Source organism: Providencia sp. wls1914, assembly GCF_009706645.1.
GTDB lineage: Bacteria > Pseudomonadota > Gammaproteobacteria > Enterobacterales > Enterobacteriaceae > Providencia > Providencia zhijiangensis.
Window position 1 is genome coordinate 1 of the sequence record NZ_WLUN01000017.1, and the last position, 18,158, is coordinate 18,158.

The 18,158-nt window shown below is 43.5% G+C and carries 13 protein-coding genes; 9 read left to right on the plus strand and 4 right to left on the minus strand.

Annotation, left to right across the window (positions count from 1 at the left end; translation table 11 throughout):
* The 9 genes from GKR74_RS16400 to GKR74_RS16440 form a co-directional block, all read left to right on the plus strand.
* Positions 1-3,179: Ig-like domain-containing protein (locus GKR74_RS16400; RefSeq protein ID WP_195848782.1), on the plus strand; the 3,179-nt coding region annotated here is incomplete at its 5' end.
* 82 nt (positions 3,180-3,261) lie between these two features.
* Positions 3,262-4,521, plus strand: a complete 1,260-nt coding sequence (locus GKR74_RS16405; protein ID WP_154604459.1) for a TolC family protein — start codon at positions 3,262-3,264, stop codon at positions 4,519-4,521.
* 3 nt (positions 4,522-4,524) lie between these two features.
* On the plus strand, positions 4,525-6,741 hold the full coding sequence (locus tag GKR74_RS16410) for a type I secretion system permease/ATPase (RefSeq protein ID WP_154604460.1): 2,217 nt from the start codon (positions 4,525-4,527) through the stop codon (positions 6,739-6,741).
* 1 nt (position 6,742) lies between these two features.
* Positions 6,743-7,978 carry an HlyD family efflux transporter periplasmic adaptor subunit gene (locus GKR74_RS16415; RefSeq protein ID WP_154604461.1) on the plus strand — a complete coding sequence of 412 codons (1,236 nt, stop codon included), beginning with the start codon at positions 6,743-6,745 and terminating at the stop codon, positions 7,976-7,978.
* A 470-nt stretch (positions 7,979-8,448) separates the two neighbouring features.
* Complete coding sequence (gene tkt / locus GKR74_RS16420) at positions 8,449-10,443, plus strand: transketolase (protein WP_154604462.1); 1,995 nt, start codon at positions 8,449-8,451, stop codon at positions 10,441-10,443.
* Positions 10,444-10,780: 337 nt separating this feature from the next.
* Positions 10,781-11,800: an erythrose-4-phosphate dehydrogenase gene (gene epd / locus GKR74_RS16425; RefSeq protein ID WP_154604463.1), complete on the plus strand. Its 1,020-nt coding sequence runs from the start codon at positions 10,781-10,783 to the stop codon at positions 11,798-11,800.
* A 103-nt stretch (positions 11,801-11,903) separates the two neighbouring features.
* On the plus strand, positions 11,904-13,067 hold the full coding sequence (gene pgk / locus GKR74_RS16430) for a phosphoglycerate kinase (RefSeq protein ID WP_036953968.1): 1,164 nt from the start codon (positions 11,904-11,906) through the stop codon (positions 13,065-13,067).
* A 60-nt stretch (positions 13,068-13,127) separates the two neighbouring features.
* Positions 13,128-14,204, plus strand: a complete 1,077-nt coding sequence (fbaA, locus tag GKR74_RS16435; RefSeq protein ID WP_132496207.1) for a class II fructose-bisphosphate aldolase — start codon at positions 13,128-13,130, stop codon at positions 14,202-14,204.
* A 173-nt stretch (positions 14,205-14,377) separates the two neighbouring features.
* A complete protein-coding gene (locus GKR74_RS16440; protein WP_154604464.1) occupies positions 14,378-14,653 on the plus strand; it encodes a VF530 family DNA-binding protein in 276 nt (91 codons plus the stop codon).
* Between the two features lie 205 nt (positions 14,654-14,858).
* Here the strand turns inward: GKR74_RS16440 and GKR74_RS16445 are convergent, their stop codons facing one another.
* From GKR74_RS16445 to GKR74_RS16460, 4 genes are read right to left on the minus strand one after another with little or no spacing between them, the layout of a single operon-like run.
* Positions 14,859-15,116, minus strand: a complete 258-nt coding sequence (locus GKR74_RS16445; protein WP_154604465.1) for a helix-turn-helix domain-containing protein — start codon at positions 15,114-15,116, stop codon at positions 14,859-14,861.
* A gap of 33 nt (positions 15,117-15,149) precedes the next feature.
* Positions 15,150-16,538, minus strand: coding sequence for an O-antigen ligase domain-containing protein (locus tag GKR74_RS16450; protein ID WP_154604466.1), 1,389 nt, complete (start codon positions 16,536-16,538; stop codon positions 15,150-15,152).
* Positions 16,539-16,558: 20 nt separating this feature from the next.
* Positions 16,559-17,626 (minus strand): adhesin, encoded by a 1,068-nt coding sequence (locus GKR74_RS16455; protein WP_154604467.1) that lies wholly within the window; start codon positions 17,624-17,626, stop codon positions 16,559-16,561.
* 15 nt (positions 17,627-17,641) lie between these two features.
* The gene (locus tag GKR74_RS16460) at positions 17,642-18,148 is read right to left on the minus strand and encodes a fimbrial protein (protein ID WP_036953978.1); all 507 of its coding nucleotides are present in this window, start codon (positions 18,146-18,148) and stop codon (positions 17,642-17,644) included.
* Positions 18,149-18,158: the final 10 nt, after the last annotated feature.

Consider the following 18,158-nt stretch of genomic DNA (forward strand, 5'->3'; position numbering starts at 1 on the left):
TAACCATCGATGTGTTGGCGAACGACACCGACTTAGACAACGACATCAACCCAAGCACGCTGGTGATCAAAACCAACGGCAGCAAAGGGACGGCAGAATTTGTTAACGGTAAGTTGGTGTACACGCCAAACAAAGGTGAAGTGGGCACGGATACCATCACGTACCAAGTCAAAGACAGCAAGGGCAACGTCTCCAATGTCGCCACTGTGACCATCGACATCGACGCGGCGCCAGTGGCTATCGATGATAAAGCGACTACCAAAGAATCGGTGGCAGTAACCATCGATGTGTTGGCGAACGACACCGACTTAGACAACGACATCAACCCAAGCACGCTGGAGATCAAAACCAACGGTAGCAAAGGGACGGCAGAATTTGTTAACGGTAAGTTGGTGTACACGCCAAACGCGGGCGAAGTGGGTCAAGATACCATCACCTACCAAGTCAAAGACAGTAACGGTAACGTCTCCAATATCGCCACCGTGACCATCGACATTGATGCGGCGCCAGTGGCTATCGATGATAAAGCGGCAACCAAAGAATCGGTACCCGTGACCATCGACGTGTTAGCGAATGACACCGATTTAGACAAAGATATCGACCCAAGCACACTGGTGATCAAAACCAACGGCAACAAAGGCACCGCGACCATTGTTGATGGCAAGCTAGTTTATACCCCGAATGCCGGCGAAGTGGGTACGGATACCATTACGTACCAAGTGTTCGATAAGAACGGTAACGTCTCCAACGAAGCAACGGTGACAGTAGATATCGACGCGGCACCAGTGGCGAAAGACGATTCAGCAAAAACCAACAAAGCGACACCTGTTGAGATTGATGTACTCGGTAATGATACTGACTTAGATAATGATATCGATCCAAATACGTTAGCCGTTGTTGAGCAGCCATCACAAGGTACCGTGAGTATTGTGAACGGCAAATTGGTGTACACCCCGAATGCAGATGCGAAGGGTACGGACACCATCACTTACACAGTGAAGGATGCTAACGGTAATATTTCCAATAAAGCAACCGTGACCATCGCAATCAATGAGCCACCGGTTGCTGGTGATGATCATGGTCAAACTAAGCAAGGTGTTCCGACCGTTATTGATGTGTTGATTAATGACAAAGATCCTGATGGAGAGTTGGATAAATCAACCCTGCATATCGAAAAGAATGGCAGCAAAGGTACCGCGACGTTTGATGCAGATGGCAAACTGATTTATACACCAAAACCGGGTGCAACAGGCCAAGATACCATTACTTATACCGTAAAAGATAAGGATGGCAGTATCTCAAATACAGCCACTGTCACTATTGATATCACACCAACGCAGACGACACCGACCGAAGTCTTCGAGAAAGGCTTAAGAACGGATGGAACCGCGGGTGATAAATCGCCAGTGACTGTGCATGGCGTTATTGAGTTATCCAACCCAACGGATAAACCAACAACTCCAAGCGATATTAAGATTATTGAGCCGACAACCAAGCTGACTTCAGGCGGGGAGCCTATTTCATGGGAACCGATTGATAATGGTTTTGTGGGTAAAACACCAAATGGAAAAGAAGTGATTTCCGTTAAAGTGACAGATACCCCAACCGTAGATGGCAGCACAAAGGTTAATTATGAAGTTAATCTAAAAGGCCTTGTCGATCACCCAGCAGGCAAAGATTCTCTGAATATTGAGTTTGGTGTGAAAAATGGCACCGATGAAGTGAAAACTGAAATCGTGGTTCATGATGATAAGCCTGAGGCCTCGAATGTTGAGTTATCAGTAGAACCGCCAACAGAGAATACATTCTACGCTAACCTGATAATTTCGTTAGATCTATCCAGTAGTATGGGGATGGATGACAGCGGTATTCAAAATAGTAATTCATCAGGAATGAAAACGCGATATGACGCTGCGTTAGATTCAATTGACAGTGTGTTAAATAGTTACGAAGAGCGTTTAAACAGTGCAGATGCAGGAGAAGTGCGCGTTAGCATTAATGGTTTTGCTAAGAAAGCATCGGCAATTGGTGGAGCGCAGGGTTACCCGATGGATCAACCATACTGGTGTACCATCTCTGAAGCGAAACAAATTATTGAAGGCTTACGTGGTGCTCAGGCGCTACGCCCAGACTGGCATGTTATCGGTGTAGATACTAACTATGATGCGGCATTGCAGCAGGTGATTAGTATTTTCCAAAAAACATCCAGTAGTGGCATGGAACCGATTGATGCAAAAGATATTAATGGAAAACTAGATAACACATTGTTTGTGATTACTGATGGTATTCCGAACTTTGGTAACCAAAGCAGTAGCCAAGATCCTGCTGCTGGAAATGGTATCGCACCAATATCGCCAAATGGTTTTGTACCGGGTAGCCCTTATTCAGACATAGGTGAAGATAGCTGGAAGGCCTTCTTAACGGAAAAAGGTATTCGTTCCGTAGCGATTGGTATTGGTAAAGATATGCTCAATAGCGTGGGTGGCAAAACAGGTGAAGAGTTTATCAAGCCAATCGCTTTTGATGGTCAAAAAGGCGAAAACAACGATGCTAACGACGTTATCGTTCTGAAAGATATGAGCTCTTTAGGCAACATCCTGAGCAAATATGTTCCTAACGAAAACACCATCGAAAGTAGCTTCTCAAAAGCGAATGATGGCAAGGAAACCCTGAGCTTCGGTGCGGATGGCATGAAATCCATCAGCATTGAAGTGGATGGCCACACGTACAAATATGATCCAACAGCTAATAAAATTACGTCGGATAACCTTGATAAGAGTATGTGGGTTGATTTTGGTCAGGGTGAGTTAGCAGTCAAAACAGACGCGGGTGGTTTACTCTCTATCTCTTTAGGCGAGAAAAACTTCGGTCACTTAACCTATCGTCCGGGGGCAACACGCCCAACAGGAATGGAAAAAGAGACCTTTACGCTGACGTTAACTGATAACGACGGTACCAACGGTAAGTCATCAATTACAGTGGATATCAGTAAGTTAAAAGAGTCTGGCAACACAGGCTTAAATGATACTGATTTAACAGCGCTGAAATTGTTCTCACCAGAAAGTGCAATGGAGTTACATGGAGTAGACACCGATGTCAATGCAACATCAAGTCACTCTACTGGTTTCATGAATTCATCGTTAGATGCATTACAAGAAACTCAGAGCGCCATTATTTAAGGCTAATTATTGAGGGTTACCATGGGTAGCCCTCAATATTTTATTTCGCCAACACCAGTTTTATTTACTTTGTGCCAACTTTATGAAATCTCTAATTAATAGCATCTTAGCGTTATTCTTCGTGAAGATGCTTTCCCTTTCTGCTGTGGCAGATGTGGTTGAATTAAAAAACCTATTAAAAGATTCTCTCGATAATGCCCCAGAAGTCCAAGAGGCTTATGCCAATTATCAAGCGGCACAAAGCAACGTGAGTGCAGCGGAAGCGGGGCATTACCCTGTCATCAGTTTAATGGGAACCCAGCCTCTTGCGCAGCAACACAAATACGAAAGTAACGCGATGGAATCGGGGTTTCACCTTGGTACCAAAGCGACCATGAACATTTATGCTTGGGGCGGAATTGAAGCGGGTGTCGACCGCGAACAGTCCAAGCAAAGTTACTATGAAAACCAATATATTCTTTCTCAAGAAGATATCAGCGTGCGCATCAGCCAGCTTTATTTGCAGGTTTTACGCCACAAAGAAACCCTTGATGTGATTGATGAAAATCTCGTTCGCCATCACCAAATTGAAAAGCAACTGACCACGATTGTTCAGCATGACTCCGGTCGAATGAGCGAATTAACGCAAGTGAAAGCGCGCACCTTAAAGGTAGAAATGAGCCGCGCTGAAACAGAGAGAAACCTGAACTTAGCCCTGAGCCAATTATCGATTTTGACTCAGCGCCAGCTAACCGTTGACCAATTTGTTGACCCATTTAGAGCCACGACTAGCGGTGCGATTTTAGCTAAATTTCAAGAAGATAATCTAGAAAATAACCCAAGTTACAAAGCCCAAGTGGCCGATGCTCAAAGCCTTGATGCCGAAGTTAAAGTCGCTAGCGCCATGAGAAAGCCAGCACTGAATTTAGAAGTTAATGCAACGCCAGATAATAGCGAAGTGTTCTTACGTGTTTCTTGGAATATTTTCGATCAAGCGAGCTATTACAGCCAAGCACAGAAAGAGTACGCCCTGTCCGCAGCGAACGAACGTATTAAAAAGACATTCCGCGAAATCAAAGAGATGAGCCAATCTGCGGCGATCAATATGGCGCAAAGTGAAAAGCAAGGAAACATTGCGAAGGCGTATATCGCAGAGCAAAAAGTGGTGATCAGTAACTATGAAAAACAGTTCACCATCAACCGCCGCAGCTTGATTGACTTGCTCGATGCGTATAACGAGCTGGCGAGCATTCAAACCAGCGCTGTTATCTTACAGAACGACTTCCGCGACGCGACACTCAATTACCTCAGTGTGCAGGCAAAAATGTCTGCATGGATGAACCAAGAATTGGCTTCCAGATAAATTATGAATATTATTAATAACCTATCATTAGTTACCAAGCGTTTGGGTTATACCCTTTCACCGGAAATTTTATTAGCACAAACCAAGCGTACTGAGTCGAAGTCTTTCGATTATGCCTCGTTGGTGAATGTGTTGAATTCCCATCAATTTGATAACCAGATCATTGAAATCGATCTGCATAAGATCCCGACGATTGCCGCGCCTTTTTTGGCACTTTTGGGGAACAATGAATCGGTGGTGATCAGCAAAATTGAAGACGGTGAAAATGGGCGTCATTTTGAGATCTTAACGGAAGAAGGCTTACGTCAGACATTGAGCGTGCAAGATCTGGCAGTGAATTACAACGGCTATAGCTGGTTTATTAAACGCAATATTCGCTCAGAAACCCGTTCGGAAATTGATAAATACGAAACCAGCGGATTTTGGAAAGTGATTTGGCGCTATAAAAAATATTACTACCAAGTGATCATCGCATCATTTGTGATCAACTTATTAGCGTTAATCAGCTCCCTGTATGTGATGAACGTGTATGACCGCGTAATCCCGAACCAAGCTTACGAAACCTTATGGGTACTGACCATCGGTGTTGTGCTGGCCATTGGTTTTGAATTTCTCGCTAAAATGCTGCGATCTTACCTATTAGATATCGCAGGGAAAAAAGCGGACATCGTGATCAGCGCCATGCTATTTCATCGCGTGATGGGAATTCGCCTTGATAAGCGTCCAGCCTCATCGGGATCGTATGCGAACAATTTGCGTGACTTCGAATCCATTCGTGAATTTATGACCAGCGCAAGCTTATTAGCCCTTGTCGATCTGCCGTTTATTTTACTGTTTATCGGCGTGATCAGCATGATCGGTGGTTACTTAGCATTGGTGCCATTGACCATTATCCCAATTGTGGTGATCGCGGGTCTTTTGATCCAAAAGCCATTGGCGAAAGGGATCAACGCCTCAATGAAAGAAACGTCTCAACGCCAAGGCTTAGCGGTGGAATCCATTGAAGGGATCGAAACCTTAAAGCTGAATAATGCAGTGAATTGGGCTCAACAGCGCTGGGAAATGCTCACAGAGAAAACGGCATTTTCATCCATTGCCGTGCGTAACCTGACCAACTTTATGGTCAACTTCAGTGCGGCGATGCAGCAGCTGAATACCGTCGGGTTAGTGTGTTTAGGGACTTATTTGATCCACGCGAACGATGTGAACTCGCGTATTACGATGGGGGCGCTGATCGCCAGTGTGATCTTATCCGGTCGCGCGTTAGCACCGCTTGGGCAAATTGCAGGGTTGGCAACACGTTTTCAATCTGCGCGTATGGCATTAGCGGGCGTGCGAAATATCTTTAGCCGTCCTATCGAACGCGAAGATCATAAAAAATACATTTCACCGACTTCTGTTAATGGCGCATTACGACTGGCCAATGTGACTTATCAATATAATAAAGATGGGCAGCCAGCATTAAACAACATTAACTTAGAGATCAAAGCGGGAGAGAAAGTCGCGATCCTCGGCAAAATTGGTGGCGGGAAAAGTACATTACTGAAATTACTCACCGGGCTATATGAACAGCAGCAAGGGAATATCAGCTTAGATGATCTCGATATTCGCCAAATTGACCCGATTTTCCTCAGAAGCAAAGTCGGCATGTTGACGCAAAAGCCGCGTTTATTCTTCGGAACTCTGCGTGAAAACTTGGATTTGGCGCGTCTTGATGGTTACTCCAGCGATGACGATTTAGTGCGTGCACTCAAGCGCTTCCAGCTCGATAAAATCATTCGTCAGCATCCAGCCGGACTTGATATGCCACTAGGGGAAGATGGTTTAGGGCTTTCAGGCGGACAAAAACAGATGGTGGCACTGGCGCAGTTAACCCTGCACAACCCAAATGTGGTGTTGCTGGATGAGCCAACCACGGGCATTGATGTGGATACCGAAAAACTGGTGCTCGATGCGCTAGAAGCGTGGACGAAAGACAAAACGCTGATCGTCGTCACCCATAAATTGCCAATTTTACGTTTAGTTGACCGCATTATCGTGATGGATGAAGGCAAAATCTTACTTGATGGTCCGAAACAAAAAGTCTTAAAAGCGTTAGGACAAACGGAGCAAACCACAGGCACAGTCACGACAGATAAACCCGCTCCACAACCTGCGCCACAAGTGCGAGTCGTTTCACAGGTTAGACACGTAATTAATAAAGAAGAAGGGGCGATTTAAAATGGATCAATATGGTAAAGCGCCAAAAGAGCATCGCACTTTTTCCAGTGACTTTTCTCACGATTTAGAATCGGTAATGAGAAAAGAGCGCAGTAACTTACTGTTTTTACCTATTATCTTTCTGGCGCTGTTACTGACGATTTTTATCGTTTGGGCCTATAACAGCAACTTAGAAGAGATCATTCGTGGGCAGGGAACTATTATCCCAAGCAGCCGCGAGCAAGTTATTCAAAGTATCGATCCCGGCAATATCCAAGAGATGTACGTCAAAGAGGGGGATATTGTTGAGAAAGGGCAAATTTTACTGAAACTGGATGATGCGCGCAGTATGGCATTACTGCGTGAAAGCCAAGCGCGAGTGCAAAACCTTGAAGCCATTTCAGCACGTTTACAGGGGGAGTCTCGCAACGAAGTTCCTGATTTTTCAAAGATAACGGATCAAGAATTAGTAGTGCGTGAAACCAATGCTTATAACGCGAAAAAAACGCAGCGTGATCAAGCTATTGCAGGCTTACGCCAAAGCAAAGGGTTACTGGACAGAGAAATCGCTATCACTAAACCATTGGCGAAAGAAGGGTTAGTTTCCAATGTGGAAATCCTGCGAATGGAAAGACAGTCCGTTGAATTAGCGACGCAAATTAATGAACGCATGAATAACTACCTTGCGGAAGCAAACGCTGAGTTGGTGAAAGTAGAATCGGAACTGGATCAAGCGGAAGAGACCATGAGCATGCGTGAAGATCCTGTCACTCGCTCAGAGATCCGCGCGCCCGTTCACGGCATCGTAAAAAACATTAAGATCAATACCATCGGTGGCGTAGTGAATACGGGGCAAGACATCCTTGAGATTATTCCCCTCGATGACAAATTGATGGTAGAAGCTTATATTCGTCCGCAAGATGTGGCTTTTTTAAGACCGGGAATGCCCGTGGTGGTGAAAGTGACCGCCTATGATTACGCTATTTATGGTGGCTTAAATGGGGTGGTGAAATTAATCAGCCCTGACACGCTGAGTAATGATAATCGCCGTAGTGAATTGAAGCTTAATCCGGATGAGACGTTCTACCGAATTCTTGTCGAAACGGATACCAATTATTTGTTAGATAAAAATAACCATAAAATGGAAATCATTCCGGGTATGGTGGCATCGGTGGATATCAAAACGGGTGAGAAAAGCGTCTTTGATTACCTGATTAAGCCTATCACGCGGATGAAACAGGCGATGACAGAACGTTAATCGTTATAAAGAAAGCAATGTGAAAACAAGGGCGCAAAGATGAGCGCCCTTGTTGTTTTGTGCGGGTTTTCCAGTAAAAAATTTGCCAAATATCACTAATATTGCGGCTAATTACTCAAGAAGCATAAATCACCTTGATCCTAAGTGGTGAACTCAGGTTTAATAAGGTTAGGCAATTGCGCAAAACGAAGAACTCAAAGGGATATTTTGCGCAATGGAAAGGATTCAGCTTGACGGTTGCGATAAAGATCCGCAGTCTGCTGTCATATTGTTTCAAATAATTGCTGTATGGATGAAATTGCGCTAGTTTCGTAGGGTCTCATCGCCAAACTTCAAGTTGTGGGTAGGTCTAATAAGCTTTTATGCACCTGCGGCTCGAATTATTGAGGCTAACTCTATAAACCGCAATGATTCCCTATTGCGTTGTGAATATTGGTTTAAGTACGTTCTATCCTACTTGGAGTATACTAATGACGACTCGTAAAACCCTTGCTAATGCTATCCGCTTTCTAAGTATGGATGCGGTTCAAAAAGCAAAATCAGGGCACCCTGGCGCACCAATGGGCATGGCTGATATTGCTGAAGTTCTTTGGCGCAACCATATGAATCATAACCCAGCAGATCCACATTGGGCTAACCGCGACCGCTTCGTACTGTCTAACGGTCACGGTTCAATGCTGATTTACAGCTTGCTGCACCTGACCGGTTATGACTTATCTATTGATGAGTTAAAGAACTTCCGTCAATTACATTCTAAAACCCCGGGTCACCCAGAATATGGTTATACACCAGGCGTTGAAACCACGACCGGTCCTTTAGGTCAAGGTATTGCAAACGCAGTGGGTTTTGCGATTGCAGAACGTACTTTAGCGGCACAATTTAACCGCCCAGGCCACGACGTTGTCGACCACCACACCTATGTGTTCATGGGTGACGGCTGCATGATGGAAGGTATCTCCCATGAAGTGTGTTCATTAGCGGGTACCCTGAAATTAAATAAACTGGTCGCATTCTACGATGACAACGGCATCTCTATCGATGGTGAAGTTGAAGGCTGGTTTACCGATGATACCGCAGCACGTTTCGAAGCATACGGCTGGCACGTTATCCGTGACATCGATGGTCACGATGCAGACCAAATCAACGCTGCAGTGAACGAAGCACACAAACAATCAGACAAACCAACGCTGATTATGTGCAAAACCGTTATCGGTTTTGGTTCACCAAACAAAGCAGGCACCGAAGCGGTTCACGGCGCACCTTTAGGTGATGCTGAAATCGCAGCAACTCGTGAAGCACTGGGCTGGAAATTCGGTCCATTCGAAATCCCAGCAGATATTTACCAAGCTTGGGATGCGCGCGAAGCCGGTAAAGAAAAACAGCATTCTTGGAATGAAAAATTTGCGGCATACGCAAAAGCACATCCAGAATTAGCGAAAGAATTCGAACGTCGTATGGCGGGTGAACTGCCAGCGAACTTTGATGCAGAAGCGAAAAAATTCGTTGAAAATCTGCAACAAAACCCTGCGAATATCGCAAGCCGTAAAGCATCTCAAAACGCGTTAGAAGCATTCGGTAAAGTATTACCAGAATTCATGGGCGGTTCTGCGGACTTAGCGCCAAGTAACTTAACCATGTGGTCTGGCTCTAAACCTCTGAACGAAGACAAAGCGGGTAACTACATCCATTACGGTGTTCGTGAATTCGGTATGTCCGCTATCATGAACGGTATCGCTCTGCACGGTGGCTTCATCCCTTACGGCGCAACATTCTTAATGTTCGTTGAATACGCACGTAACGCGGTACGTATGGCAGCGCTGATGAAAATTCGCAGCATCTTCGTTTATACCCATGACTCTATCGGTCTGGGTGAAGATGGCCCAACGCACCAACCAGTAGAACAACTGGCAAGCCTGCGTGTGACTCCAAACATGAGCACATGGCGTCCATGTGACCAAGTGGAATCTGCAGTTGCATGGAAATATGCCATTGAGCGTAAAGATGGTCCAAGCGCACTGATTTTCTCTCGTCAAAATCTGGAACAGCAACCTCGTACCGCTGAGCAATTAGCAAATATCGAGAAAGGGGCTTATATCCTGAAAGATTGCGCAGGTACGCCTGAGCTGATCTTTATTGCAACCGGTTCTGAAGTTGAATTAGCGGTGAAAGCGGCTGAGCAACTGACTGCGGAAGGTCGTAAAGTTCGCGTGGTTTCTATGCCTTCTACAGATGCATTCGACAAGCAAGACGCGGCTTACCGTGAAGCAGTTCTGCCTGCAAACGTAACTGCTCGTGTGGCTATCGAAGCGGGTATCGCAGATTACTGGTTCAAATACACTGGCCTGAATGGCGCTATCATCGGTATGCACTCATTCGGTGAATCAGCACCAGCTGATCAGCTGTACAAAGAGTTCGGCATTACGGTTGAAAACGCGGTTAAAGCTGCGAAATCTCTGCTGAAATAATTCATTTAATTGCTTGAGGTGTGTTCCGAATAAACGGCCGCACCTCTGAAAATAAAGTGAATTAACTTAATTTACGCCTCAATATCAAGTTTGGTATTGGGGCGTTGTTTTTTTGTGCACCGTTTCTTGTTTTTCTATTGCGTTCTCTAAATATATCCCTTAATCTAAAACTCAATAAGCTGAACCGTTTCAGTTGCATTTGAAATAATGTAAATAAATTTTAAAAATGTCGAGTGAAGCACACTTTTGATGTTTGACAGTTAAAATGAGCAGTAGAGTTGGTGGTAGTCAGTTATCCTTAGCAACCGTGTGATTTTGCTCAGATACAAGGTGTAGAATGGCAATCAGGGTAGCAATAAACGGCTTCGGTCGAATTGGTCGAAGTGTTCTCAGAGCGTTATATGAATCAGGTCGCCGGGCAGAGATTGTCGTTGTTGCGGTCAATGAATTAGCGGAACCAGAAGGTATCGCTCATTTGCTGAAGTATGATTCAAGTCACGGACGCTTTGCGTGGGATGTTCGTCTCAATGGCGACCAGCTACAGGTTGGAGATGACAATATGCGTCTTTTCCATCAAGCGGATATCAGCAAGCTACCTTGGAAAGAGTTAGGTGTGGATGTGGTGTTAGATTGCACGGGCGTTTACGGCTCTCGCGAAGATGGGTTAAAACATCTGCAAGCCGGCGCGAAAAAAGTGCTCTTTTCCCATCCGGGAACCGATGATCTCGATGCGACCATTGTGTATGGCGTCAACCATGACAGCCTACAAAGAAGCGATAGTATCGTTTCCAATGCATCTTGTACCACCAACTGTATTATTCCAGTCATCAAAGTGTTGGATGATGCATTTGGTATTGAGTCGGGCACAGTCACCACCATTCATGCATCCATGAATGATCAACCTGTGATTGACGCCTACCATAAAGATTTACGCAGAACGCGGGCAGCGAGTCAGTCGATCATTCCTGTCGATACCAAATTGGCCGCGGGGATCACACGAATTTTTCCAAAATTCCAAGGCAGCTTCGAAGCGATTTCTGTACGCGTTCCAACCACCAATGTCACTGCCATTGACTTAAGCGTCACTGTAGATGCGGATGTTTGTGTTGATAAAGTCAACAAGCTATTACAGAGCGCCGCGCATGGGCATTTTCGTGGTATAGTAGACTATACTGAACTACCGTTAGTCTCGATGGATTTTAATCATGATCCGCACAGTGCGATTATTGATGGCACGCAAACACGAGTTAGCGGCAAGAACTTAATCAAAACCCTGGTTTGGTGTGATAACGAATGGGGGTTTGCTAACCGGATGCTAGATACAACTCTAGCGATGGCAGCAACAGGTTTAAACTAATTGGCGTCTGACAGACAGCGGGGCACAATAGATAAATACGCTATTGACCACCTCGCACAGTCGCTAATGAAAACTTTATAGAGAATCAACAAGAGGATTCACCATGTCTGTAATTAAGATGACCGATTTGGACTTAGCGGGTAAACGCGTTTTCATTCGTTCGGACCTAAACGTTCCTGTTAAAGACGGTAAAGTTACTTCAGATGCACGTATCCGTGCTTCATTACCAACAATTGAATTAGCACTGAAACAAGGTGCTAAAGTCATGGTTACTTCCCACCTCGGTCGTCCGACGGAAGGTGAGTACAATGAAGAGTTTTCACTGCAACCTGTTGTTGACTATCTGGCAGAAAAATTAGACAACCCAGTTCGTTTAGTTAAAGACTACCTGAACGGTGTTGATATCGCCGCTGGCGAATTAGTCGTTTTAGAAAACGTGCGCTTTAACAAAGGCGAGAAGAAAGACGACGAAACGCTGTCTAAACAGTATGCAGCACTGTGTGATGTCTACGTTATGGATGCATTCGGTACGGCTCACCGTGCTCAAGCGTCAACGCACGGCGTTGCTAAATTCTCACCAGTTGCGTGTGCAGGCCCTCTGTTAAGCAACGAATTAGAAGCATTAGGCAAAGCGTTAGGTAACCCAGCGCGTCCAATGGTTGCTATCGTAGGTGGTTCTAAAGTTTCCACTAAACTGACTGTGTTAGATTCCCTGTCTAAAATCGCTGACCAACTGATTGTGGGTGGCGGTATCGCGAATACTTTCATCGCAGCAGAAGGCAACAATGTGGGTCGTTCACTGTATGAAGCGGACCTGATCCCAGAAGCGAAAAAATTACTGGCTAACTGCCAAATCCCAGTGCCAACTGATGTTCGCGTGGCTACCGAGTTCTCAGAAACTGCAGAAGCAACACTGAAAGCAAGTAACGCTATCAAAGATGATGAGCAAATTCTGGACTTAGGTGATGAATCCGCAGAACGTCTGGCTGAAATTCTGAAAAATGCGAAAACCATTCTTTGGAACGGCCCTGTGGGCGTATTCGAATTCCCTAACTTCCGTAAGGGAACTGAAATCGTTGCTCGTGCTATTGCAGACAGCGACGCTTTCTCAATCGCTGGTGGTGGTGACACCCTAGCGGCGATCGATTTATTCGGTATCGCTGATAAGATTTCATACATTTCTACCGGTGGCGGTGCTTTCCTTGAATTTGTTGAAGGTAAAAAGCTCCCAGCCGTTGTGATGCTAGAAGAACGTGCTAAAGCGTAATTAATTTGTTCATACACAACAGGCAGCGTAGGCTGCCTGTTCACCACAGGACCTTTTCACATGTCTAAAATTTTTGATTTTGTTAAACCAGGTGTTATCACTGGTGATGATGTACAGAAAGTTTTCGCGGTTGCCAAAGAAAATAACTTTGCATTGCCAGCTGTGAACTGTGTTGGTACTGATTCAATTAACGCCGTACTTGAAGCGGCAGCTAAAGTACGCGCTCCAGTTATTGTTCAGTTCTCTAACGGTGGTGCTGCATTTATCGCAGGTAAAGGCCTGAAAGCTGAAGGGCAACAAGCAGCTATCTTAGGTGCAATTTCAGGTGCATACCACGTACACCAAATGGCAGAGCACTACGGTGTGCCAGTGATTCTGCACACTGACCACTGTGCGAAGAAATTACTGCCATGGATTGACGGTCTATTAGATGCGGGTGAAAAACACTACGCGAAAACTGGTAAACCACTGTTCTCTTCTCACATGATTGACCTGTCAGAAGAATCTCTGGAAGAAAACATTGCAATCTGTTCTAAATATTTAGAGCGCATGGCGAAAATCGACATGACTCTGGAAATCGAATTAGGTTGTACTGGTGGTGAAGAAGACGGTGTTGATAACACTGGCATGGACAGCTCAGCGCTGTACACCCAACCAGAAGACGTAGCTTACGCTTACGAAAAACTGAACGCTATCAGCCCACGTTTCACTATCGCGGCTTCTTTTGGTAACGTACACGGTGTTTATAAGCCAGGTAACGTACAATTAACGCCAAAAATTCTGCGTAATTCCCAAGACTACGTGTCTGAGAAATTTAACCTGCCACACAACAGCTTAGATTTCGTTTTCCACGGTGGTTCCGGTTCAAGCGCTGCTGAAATCAAAGAAGCAGTAAGCTACGGTGTTATCAAAATGAACATCGATACTGATACTCAGTGGGCAACATGGGATGGTATTTTACAGTATTACAAAGCGAAAGAAGGCTACCTACAATCTCAGTTAGGTAACCCAGAAGGCGATGATAAGCCAAACAAAAAATACTACGATCCACGTGTGTGGCTGCGTAAAGCACAAGACTCAATGGTTGTTCGTTTAGAGCAAGCATTCAAAGAACTGAACTGCGTAGACGTTCTGTAATTTACGAGTTTTACTTGTGAATAAATCATCCCCCAGCAGGGTAGCTTGCTGGGGGATTTTTTTATGTTTTCACTAAGGAGCCTGTCACTTGCCGTATTGATTGCGAGCGCCTTGCTTTTCTTGTAACCTTCGCGTGCTTTGAACACTCTGAAATGCCCTATAAGGTAATCCAAATGACTGAACATAAATCTAAAGACCCGTTACATGGGGTTACGCTTGAAATGCAGGTAACAGAATTAGTTAACCATTATGGTTGGGCAAAATTAGGCAGCATTATCAAAATCAATTGCTTCAACAAAGATCCCAGTATCAAATCAAGCTTAAAATTCCTACGAAGAACGCCATGGGCGCGGGCTGAAGTTGAAGCGTTCTATCTTGATATGCTAGAAGATGATTCAATGGATGAAGCTAATTTATCTGATGACCCGTGGGGTAATCACCGCGTTTAATACCTCGACGAAATGGAGCCTCTAATTGAGCTATAATGCATTGTTATTATTTGTTTTTTCTAATGAGTGGGTTAGCAGATTTCAGTGATGTAGAAATATCAGTTTAGGTTACTTTTACTCATAAAAATACCCTCTAAAAAGAGACTTAGAGGGCATGATTATGTTGCGACTAAATTAGGCTGTCGGTGGTATGAATACAGCGGCATTACAGATTAATCGGTACTGTTACCGAAGGATTTCTACGCTCTAAAAAGTAATTTAAATCACACTGAAGCACATTAGCAAAAATACATAATCGGTGGATCGTAAAATTTTGAGTTCCGCGTTCATAACGAGAGATTTGTTGTTGGCTTAAGCCAGTTTTTTTACCAAGAATACTGGCGCTCCAACCTAATAATAGGCGGCGCTTGCGAACTTTTGCACCAATATCGGTATTGGAGATTTGATTGTCATAGAGAGTCATTATGCTGTCCTCGTTTATCTTTTAATTTTCTCATTATGCAAATGAGAAAATATTGGTGTGAAAGAAAGATTGGCCATTAAATAAATTTAATCCAATAATAAAAACGCTTAGGCCAATAATAAAAGTGCTAAAGCTAAATAATAACGATAAGTGCTTGTTAATATAAAAGCTTGATTGTTCTTTTAATGGGAATGACGCATCTGAAAATGATAAAAACAGTATAATCATTCCCCAATGTAACACTGATTGTAAAAATGGGTGCTCTAAGTTGCTATTAATAACTACAGGCGTTAATGCCAATATTAAGGATATGGAATAACCGTTCCCATTTTTTTTGTATTTAATGATTGATTGGTAAATAACATATATTCCACCCGTTATTAGTAATGACATAAAAATAAGGTTAATAAACCCACCAGTCATAATCCAACGCAATATCTCATTATAAATATGTGGCACAATATAATTTTCAGAGCTTAAAAATGGGAGCTGGTTTTTCTCCATACTCGCATTAAGTATTAAAGGTTGTTCCCAAACTTCAGCTGGTGGGTAGATAAACAGTGAGATGGAAAATCGTAACATTTGCTTAAGGTGAAAGCGGTTGATTATCTCACTGTCGATATACTTTGGGCACAGCTGAATAAGGTAAACGCCAATAAATACAGCGAGGGCAATAATGAAATAGCTGGCGCTCACTCTTACTTTATTCTTTTGATAAAACAAACAGATAAAAACAAAAGCACACACTGCGAAACTCAATGTTGTGGTGATAGATTGCAGAACAACCAGCGTCACTGTAAACAAGAAAATGCAGAGACTTAATAGCGTTATACGGCATTTTTCTTGGGTAAGCGATGCAAGTTTAAATTGTGATAACACTAGGGTCATCAACGAAAACATACAGCTCATCGCCATGTTAACCGACAAAATGGTAATTTGTTGCGTCAAACCATATGACCGCATATCGGTTGCAAAATAAAAAATAGTAGTTTCAAAAAAGTATTGATAAATAGTAAATAAACACTGGATAACATTAATAGCAATAAAGCAATAAATACAGAAAGATTGAATTAACCACTTCTCTCGTATTTGCAATCCGACAATATACAGTACGACTCCTGCGCTGATGCCAGACCAATACCAAAATATAACATTATGACTTTCTTTTATATAAAAAAGATTGATGCTTAATATGGCTAGCGCTAAACAAAAACACATTGCAGGAATAGTAATAAAAATCCGATTTTTTCTATAAAACACTGTAAATGCAATGATGGAAATGATTAATGCAATCGCTAACCAGCTAATAATATTTTGAGGTAGCGATTGCCTTAAGCTACCTAAATTATCAATGTAAATTATGCTGGCGAGATTCCAAATAATAAAAATACTAATAAATACAGCACGAGAAAGCATAATCATAAAATTTTACTGCATGTTAATTATAAATAAGTCGCAATTAACCACGCGTTGCCAGTGTATTTTCCGGGCTCAGCATCTAATCCATAAAGGTGGCTTTCGATTTCAATATTTTTCACTTTATCAATGGTGGTTTCGATAGTTTTACCGCGTTGGTTACTCTCTGCATCGTACAGCGATAACTCGGAGTAAATCGTGTTATTACCTGACTTCAGTGGTACACGCTTTTGCGGATCGTTATCCATAACGTAATCTAAGGCGAACTTCACTCTAACTCCCTGACTTCTATCACATTGATAGGTCGCAGTACGGGTTTTTTTACTATCAAATTCAATGGCATCCAGTGTATTGTGATTGATATTTAAGTTATCAATATTGGATTTACAGTTTGATGGGTAGTTAATCACCGACTGAGTTAAATCCAGTTTTACACTCGCTTTATCCGCTGGCACAAACACATCAGGTGCACCCGGATATTGGAACATTCGGGTATAGCCCGCAATCATTGCTGGTGGAATAACGACCTTGCCATCTATCGGAATATCTTTCACATAAATGCGTACTTCAAATGGGAATTGAACGGTGAAGAACCCAGCGTCTAATGGCCCCATTTCTTCAGAAGAACATCCACGTCCAGAAATGTTTTTCCAACCCTGAGTAATTCCATTGTCTGAATACAGTGTGAAATAAGTATTCGCATTAATTCTATAAGCGGTGAGCCCTTTAATGGTAAATCCAGCTTCTGGCATATAAGCAAAAACACGATGAAAGGCATAGTTCCATGCCAGTCCGTTTTGGTAGTTACCCGCTAAAAAGTTCACCTTACAATACACAGTACCGTAAGGCTGTGATGAACTTTCATTAATCACAATACCTTCTTTATTTGGCGGAGCGACAGAATAGTATTTCTCGCCATTGCTTCCAATTGTCGGAGTGCTCGCGATGACCGAGTTATTGGAGACAAGATTCATTCTATAGCCACCACCACTGGACGAGTAGCGAGTTAACCCGTGAGACACTTGGCTATAGAGAAACAGTGACATCAGCATGGTCATTAATGAAATTAGTGAAGTTTTAGATGTTTTTTTCATTGTCGTTACCTAACTTTAAAGATAATCAATCATGACTGACAGTGCCGCACTAAACGGGCCGACTTCAAGTGTTTCAGGCACTTGATTCGTAACTAATTGTGACTGCAAGGTCAATGTGGCGGTGTCACCACTCACCGACGGGAAGATGGGCTCCCATTTCAGTAGATTGATAGCGGTATTTCTATTGGCTTGGGAAAAGCGGATCCCTAATCCTTGGATCGTGGTGCTTAATACCGTTTCGTTATTAATCGTGAGGGTTGAACCCTCTTTTGGGGACAAATAAATCCGTAAGTTTTTACGCAGATCACACTGTTTAATTAGGATCCCAAAGTTTTGCTTTTCTTCTGTTATGCGATCTAATGCGACATTTTGAAAATTCACATACAGCTCTTTATCACCATTTTCATTGGTGATCACACAGGATGGACGCACCAGTGTGGTTTCCAACGTAATTAAAATATCAGCCAGTGAAAAGCTGCTCATAAGCAGGCAAATCGCCCCTAAAAAACCGGATATTTTCATCTGCATTCTC

Excerpts from the sequence above, each read along its gene's own strand:
- GKR74_RS16405 (WP_154604459.1), top strand. The coding sequence starts at position 3,262 with ATGAAATCTCTAATTAATAGCATCTTAGCGTTATTCTTCGTGAAGATG.
- GKR74_RS16410 (WP_154604460.1), top strand. The coding sequence starts at position 4,525 with ATGAATATTATTAATAACCTATCATTAGTTACCAAGCGTTTGGGTTAT.
- GKR74_RS16415 (WP_154604461.1), top strand. The coding sequence starts at position 6,743 with ATGGATCAATATGGTAAAGCGCCAAAAGAGCATCGCACTTTTTCCAGT.
- tkt (WP_154604462.1), top strand. The coding sequence starts at position 8,449 with ATGACGACTCGTAAAACCCTTGCTAATGCTATCCGCTTTCTAAGTATG.
- epd (WP_154604463.1), top strand. The coding sequence starts at position 10,781 with ATGGCAATCAGGGTAGCAATAAACGGCTTCGGTCGAATTGGTCGAAGT.
- pgk (WP_036953968.1), top strand. The coding sequence starts at position 11,904 with ATGTCTGTAATTAAGATGACCGATTTGGACTTAGCGGGTAAACGCGTT.
- fbaA (WP_132496207.1), top strand. The coding sequence starts at position 13,128 with ATGTCTAAAATTTTTGATTTTGTTAAACCAGGTGTTATCACTGGTGAT.
- GKR74_RS16440 (WP_154604464.1), top strand. The coding sequence starts at position 14,378 with ATGACTGAACATAAATCTAAAGACCCGTTACATGGGGTTACGCTTGAA.
- GKR74_RS16445 (WP_154604465.1), bottom strand. The coding sequence starts at position 15,116 with ATGACTCTCTATGACAATCAAATCTCCAATACCGATATTGGTGCAAAA.
- GKR74_RS16450 (WP_154604466.1), bottom strand. The coding sequence starts at position 16,538 with ATGATTATGCTTTCTCGTGCTGTATTTATTAGTATTTTTATTATTTGG.
- GKR74_RS16455 (WP_154604467.1), bottom strand. The coding sequence starts at position 17,626 with ATGAAAAAAACATCTAAAACTTCACTAATTTCATTAATGACCATGCTG.
- GKR74_RS16460 (WP_036953978.1), bottom strand. The coding sequence starts at position 18,148 with ATGAAAATATCCGGTTTTTTAGGGGCGATTTGCCTGCTTATGAGCAGC.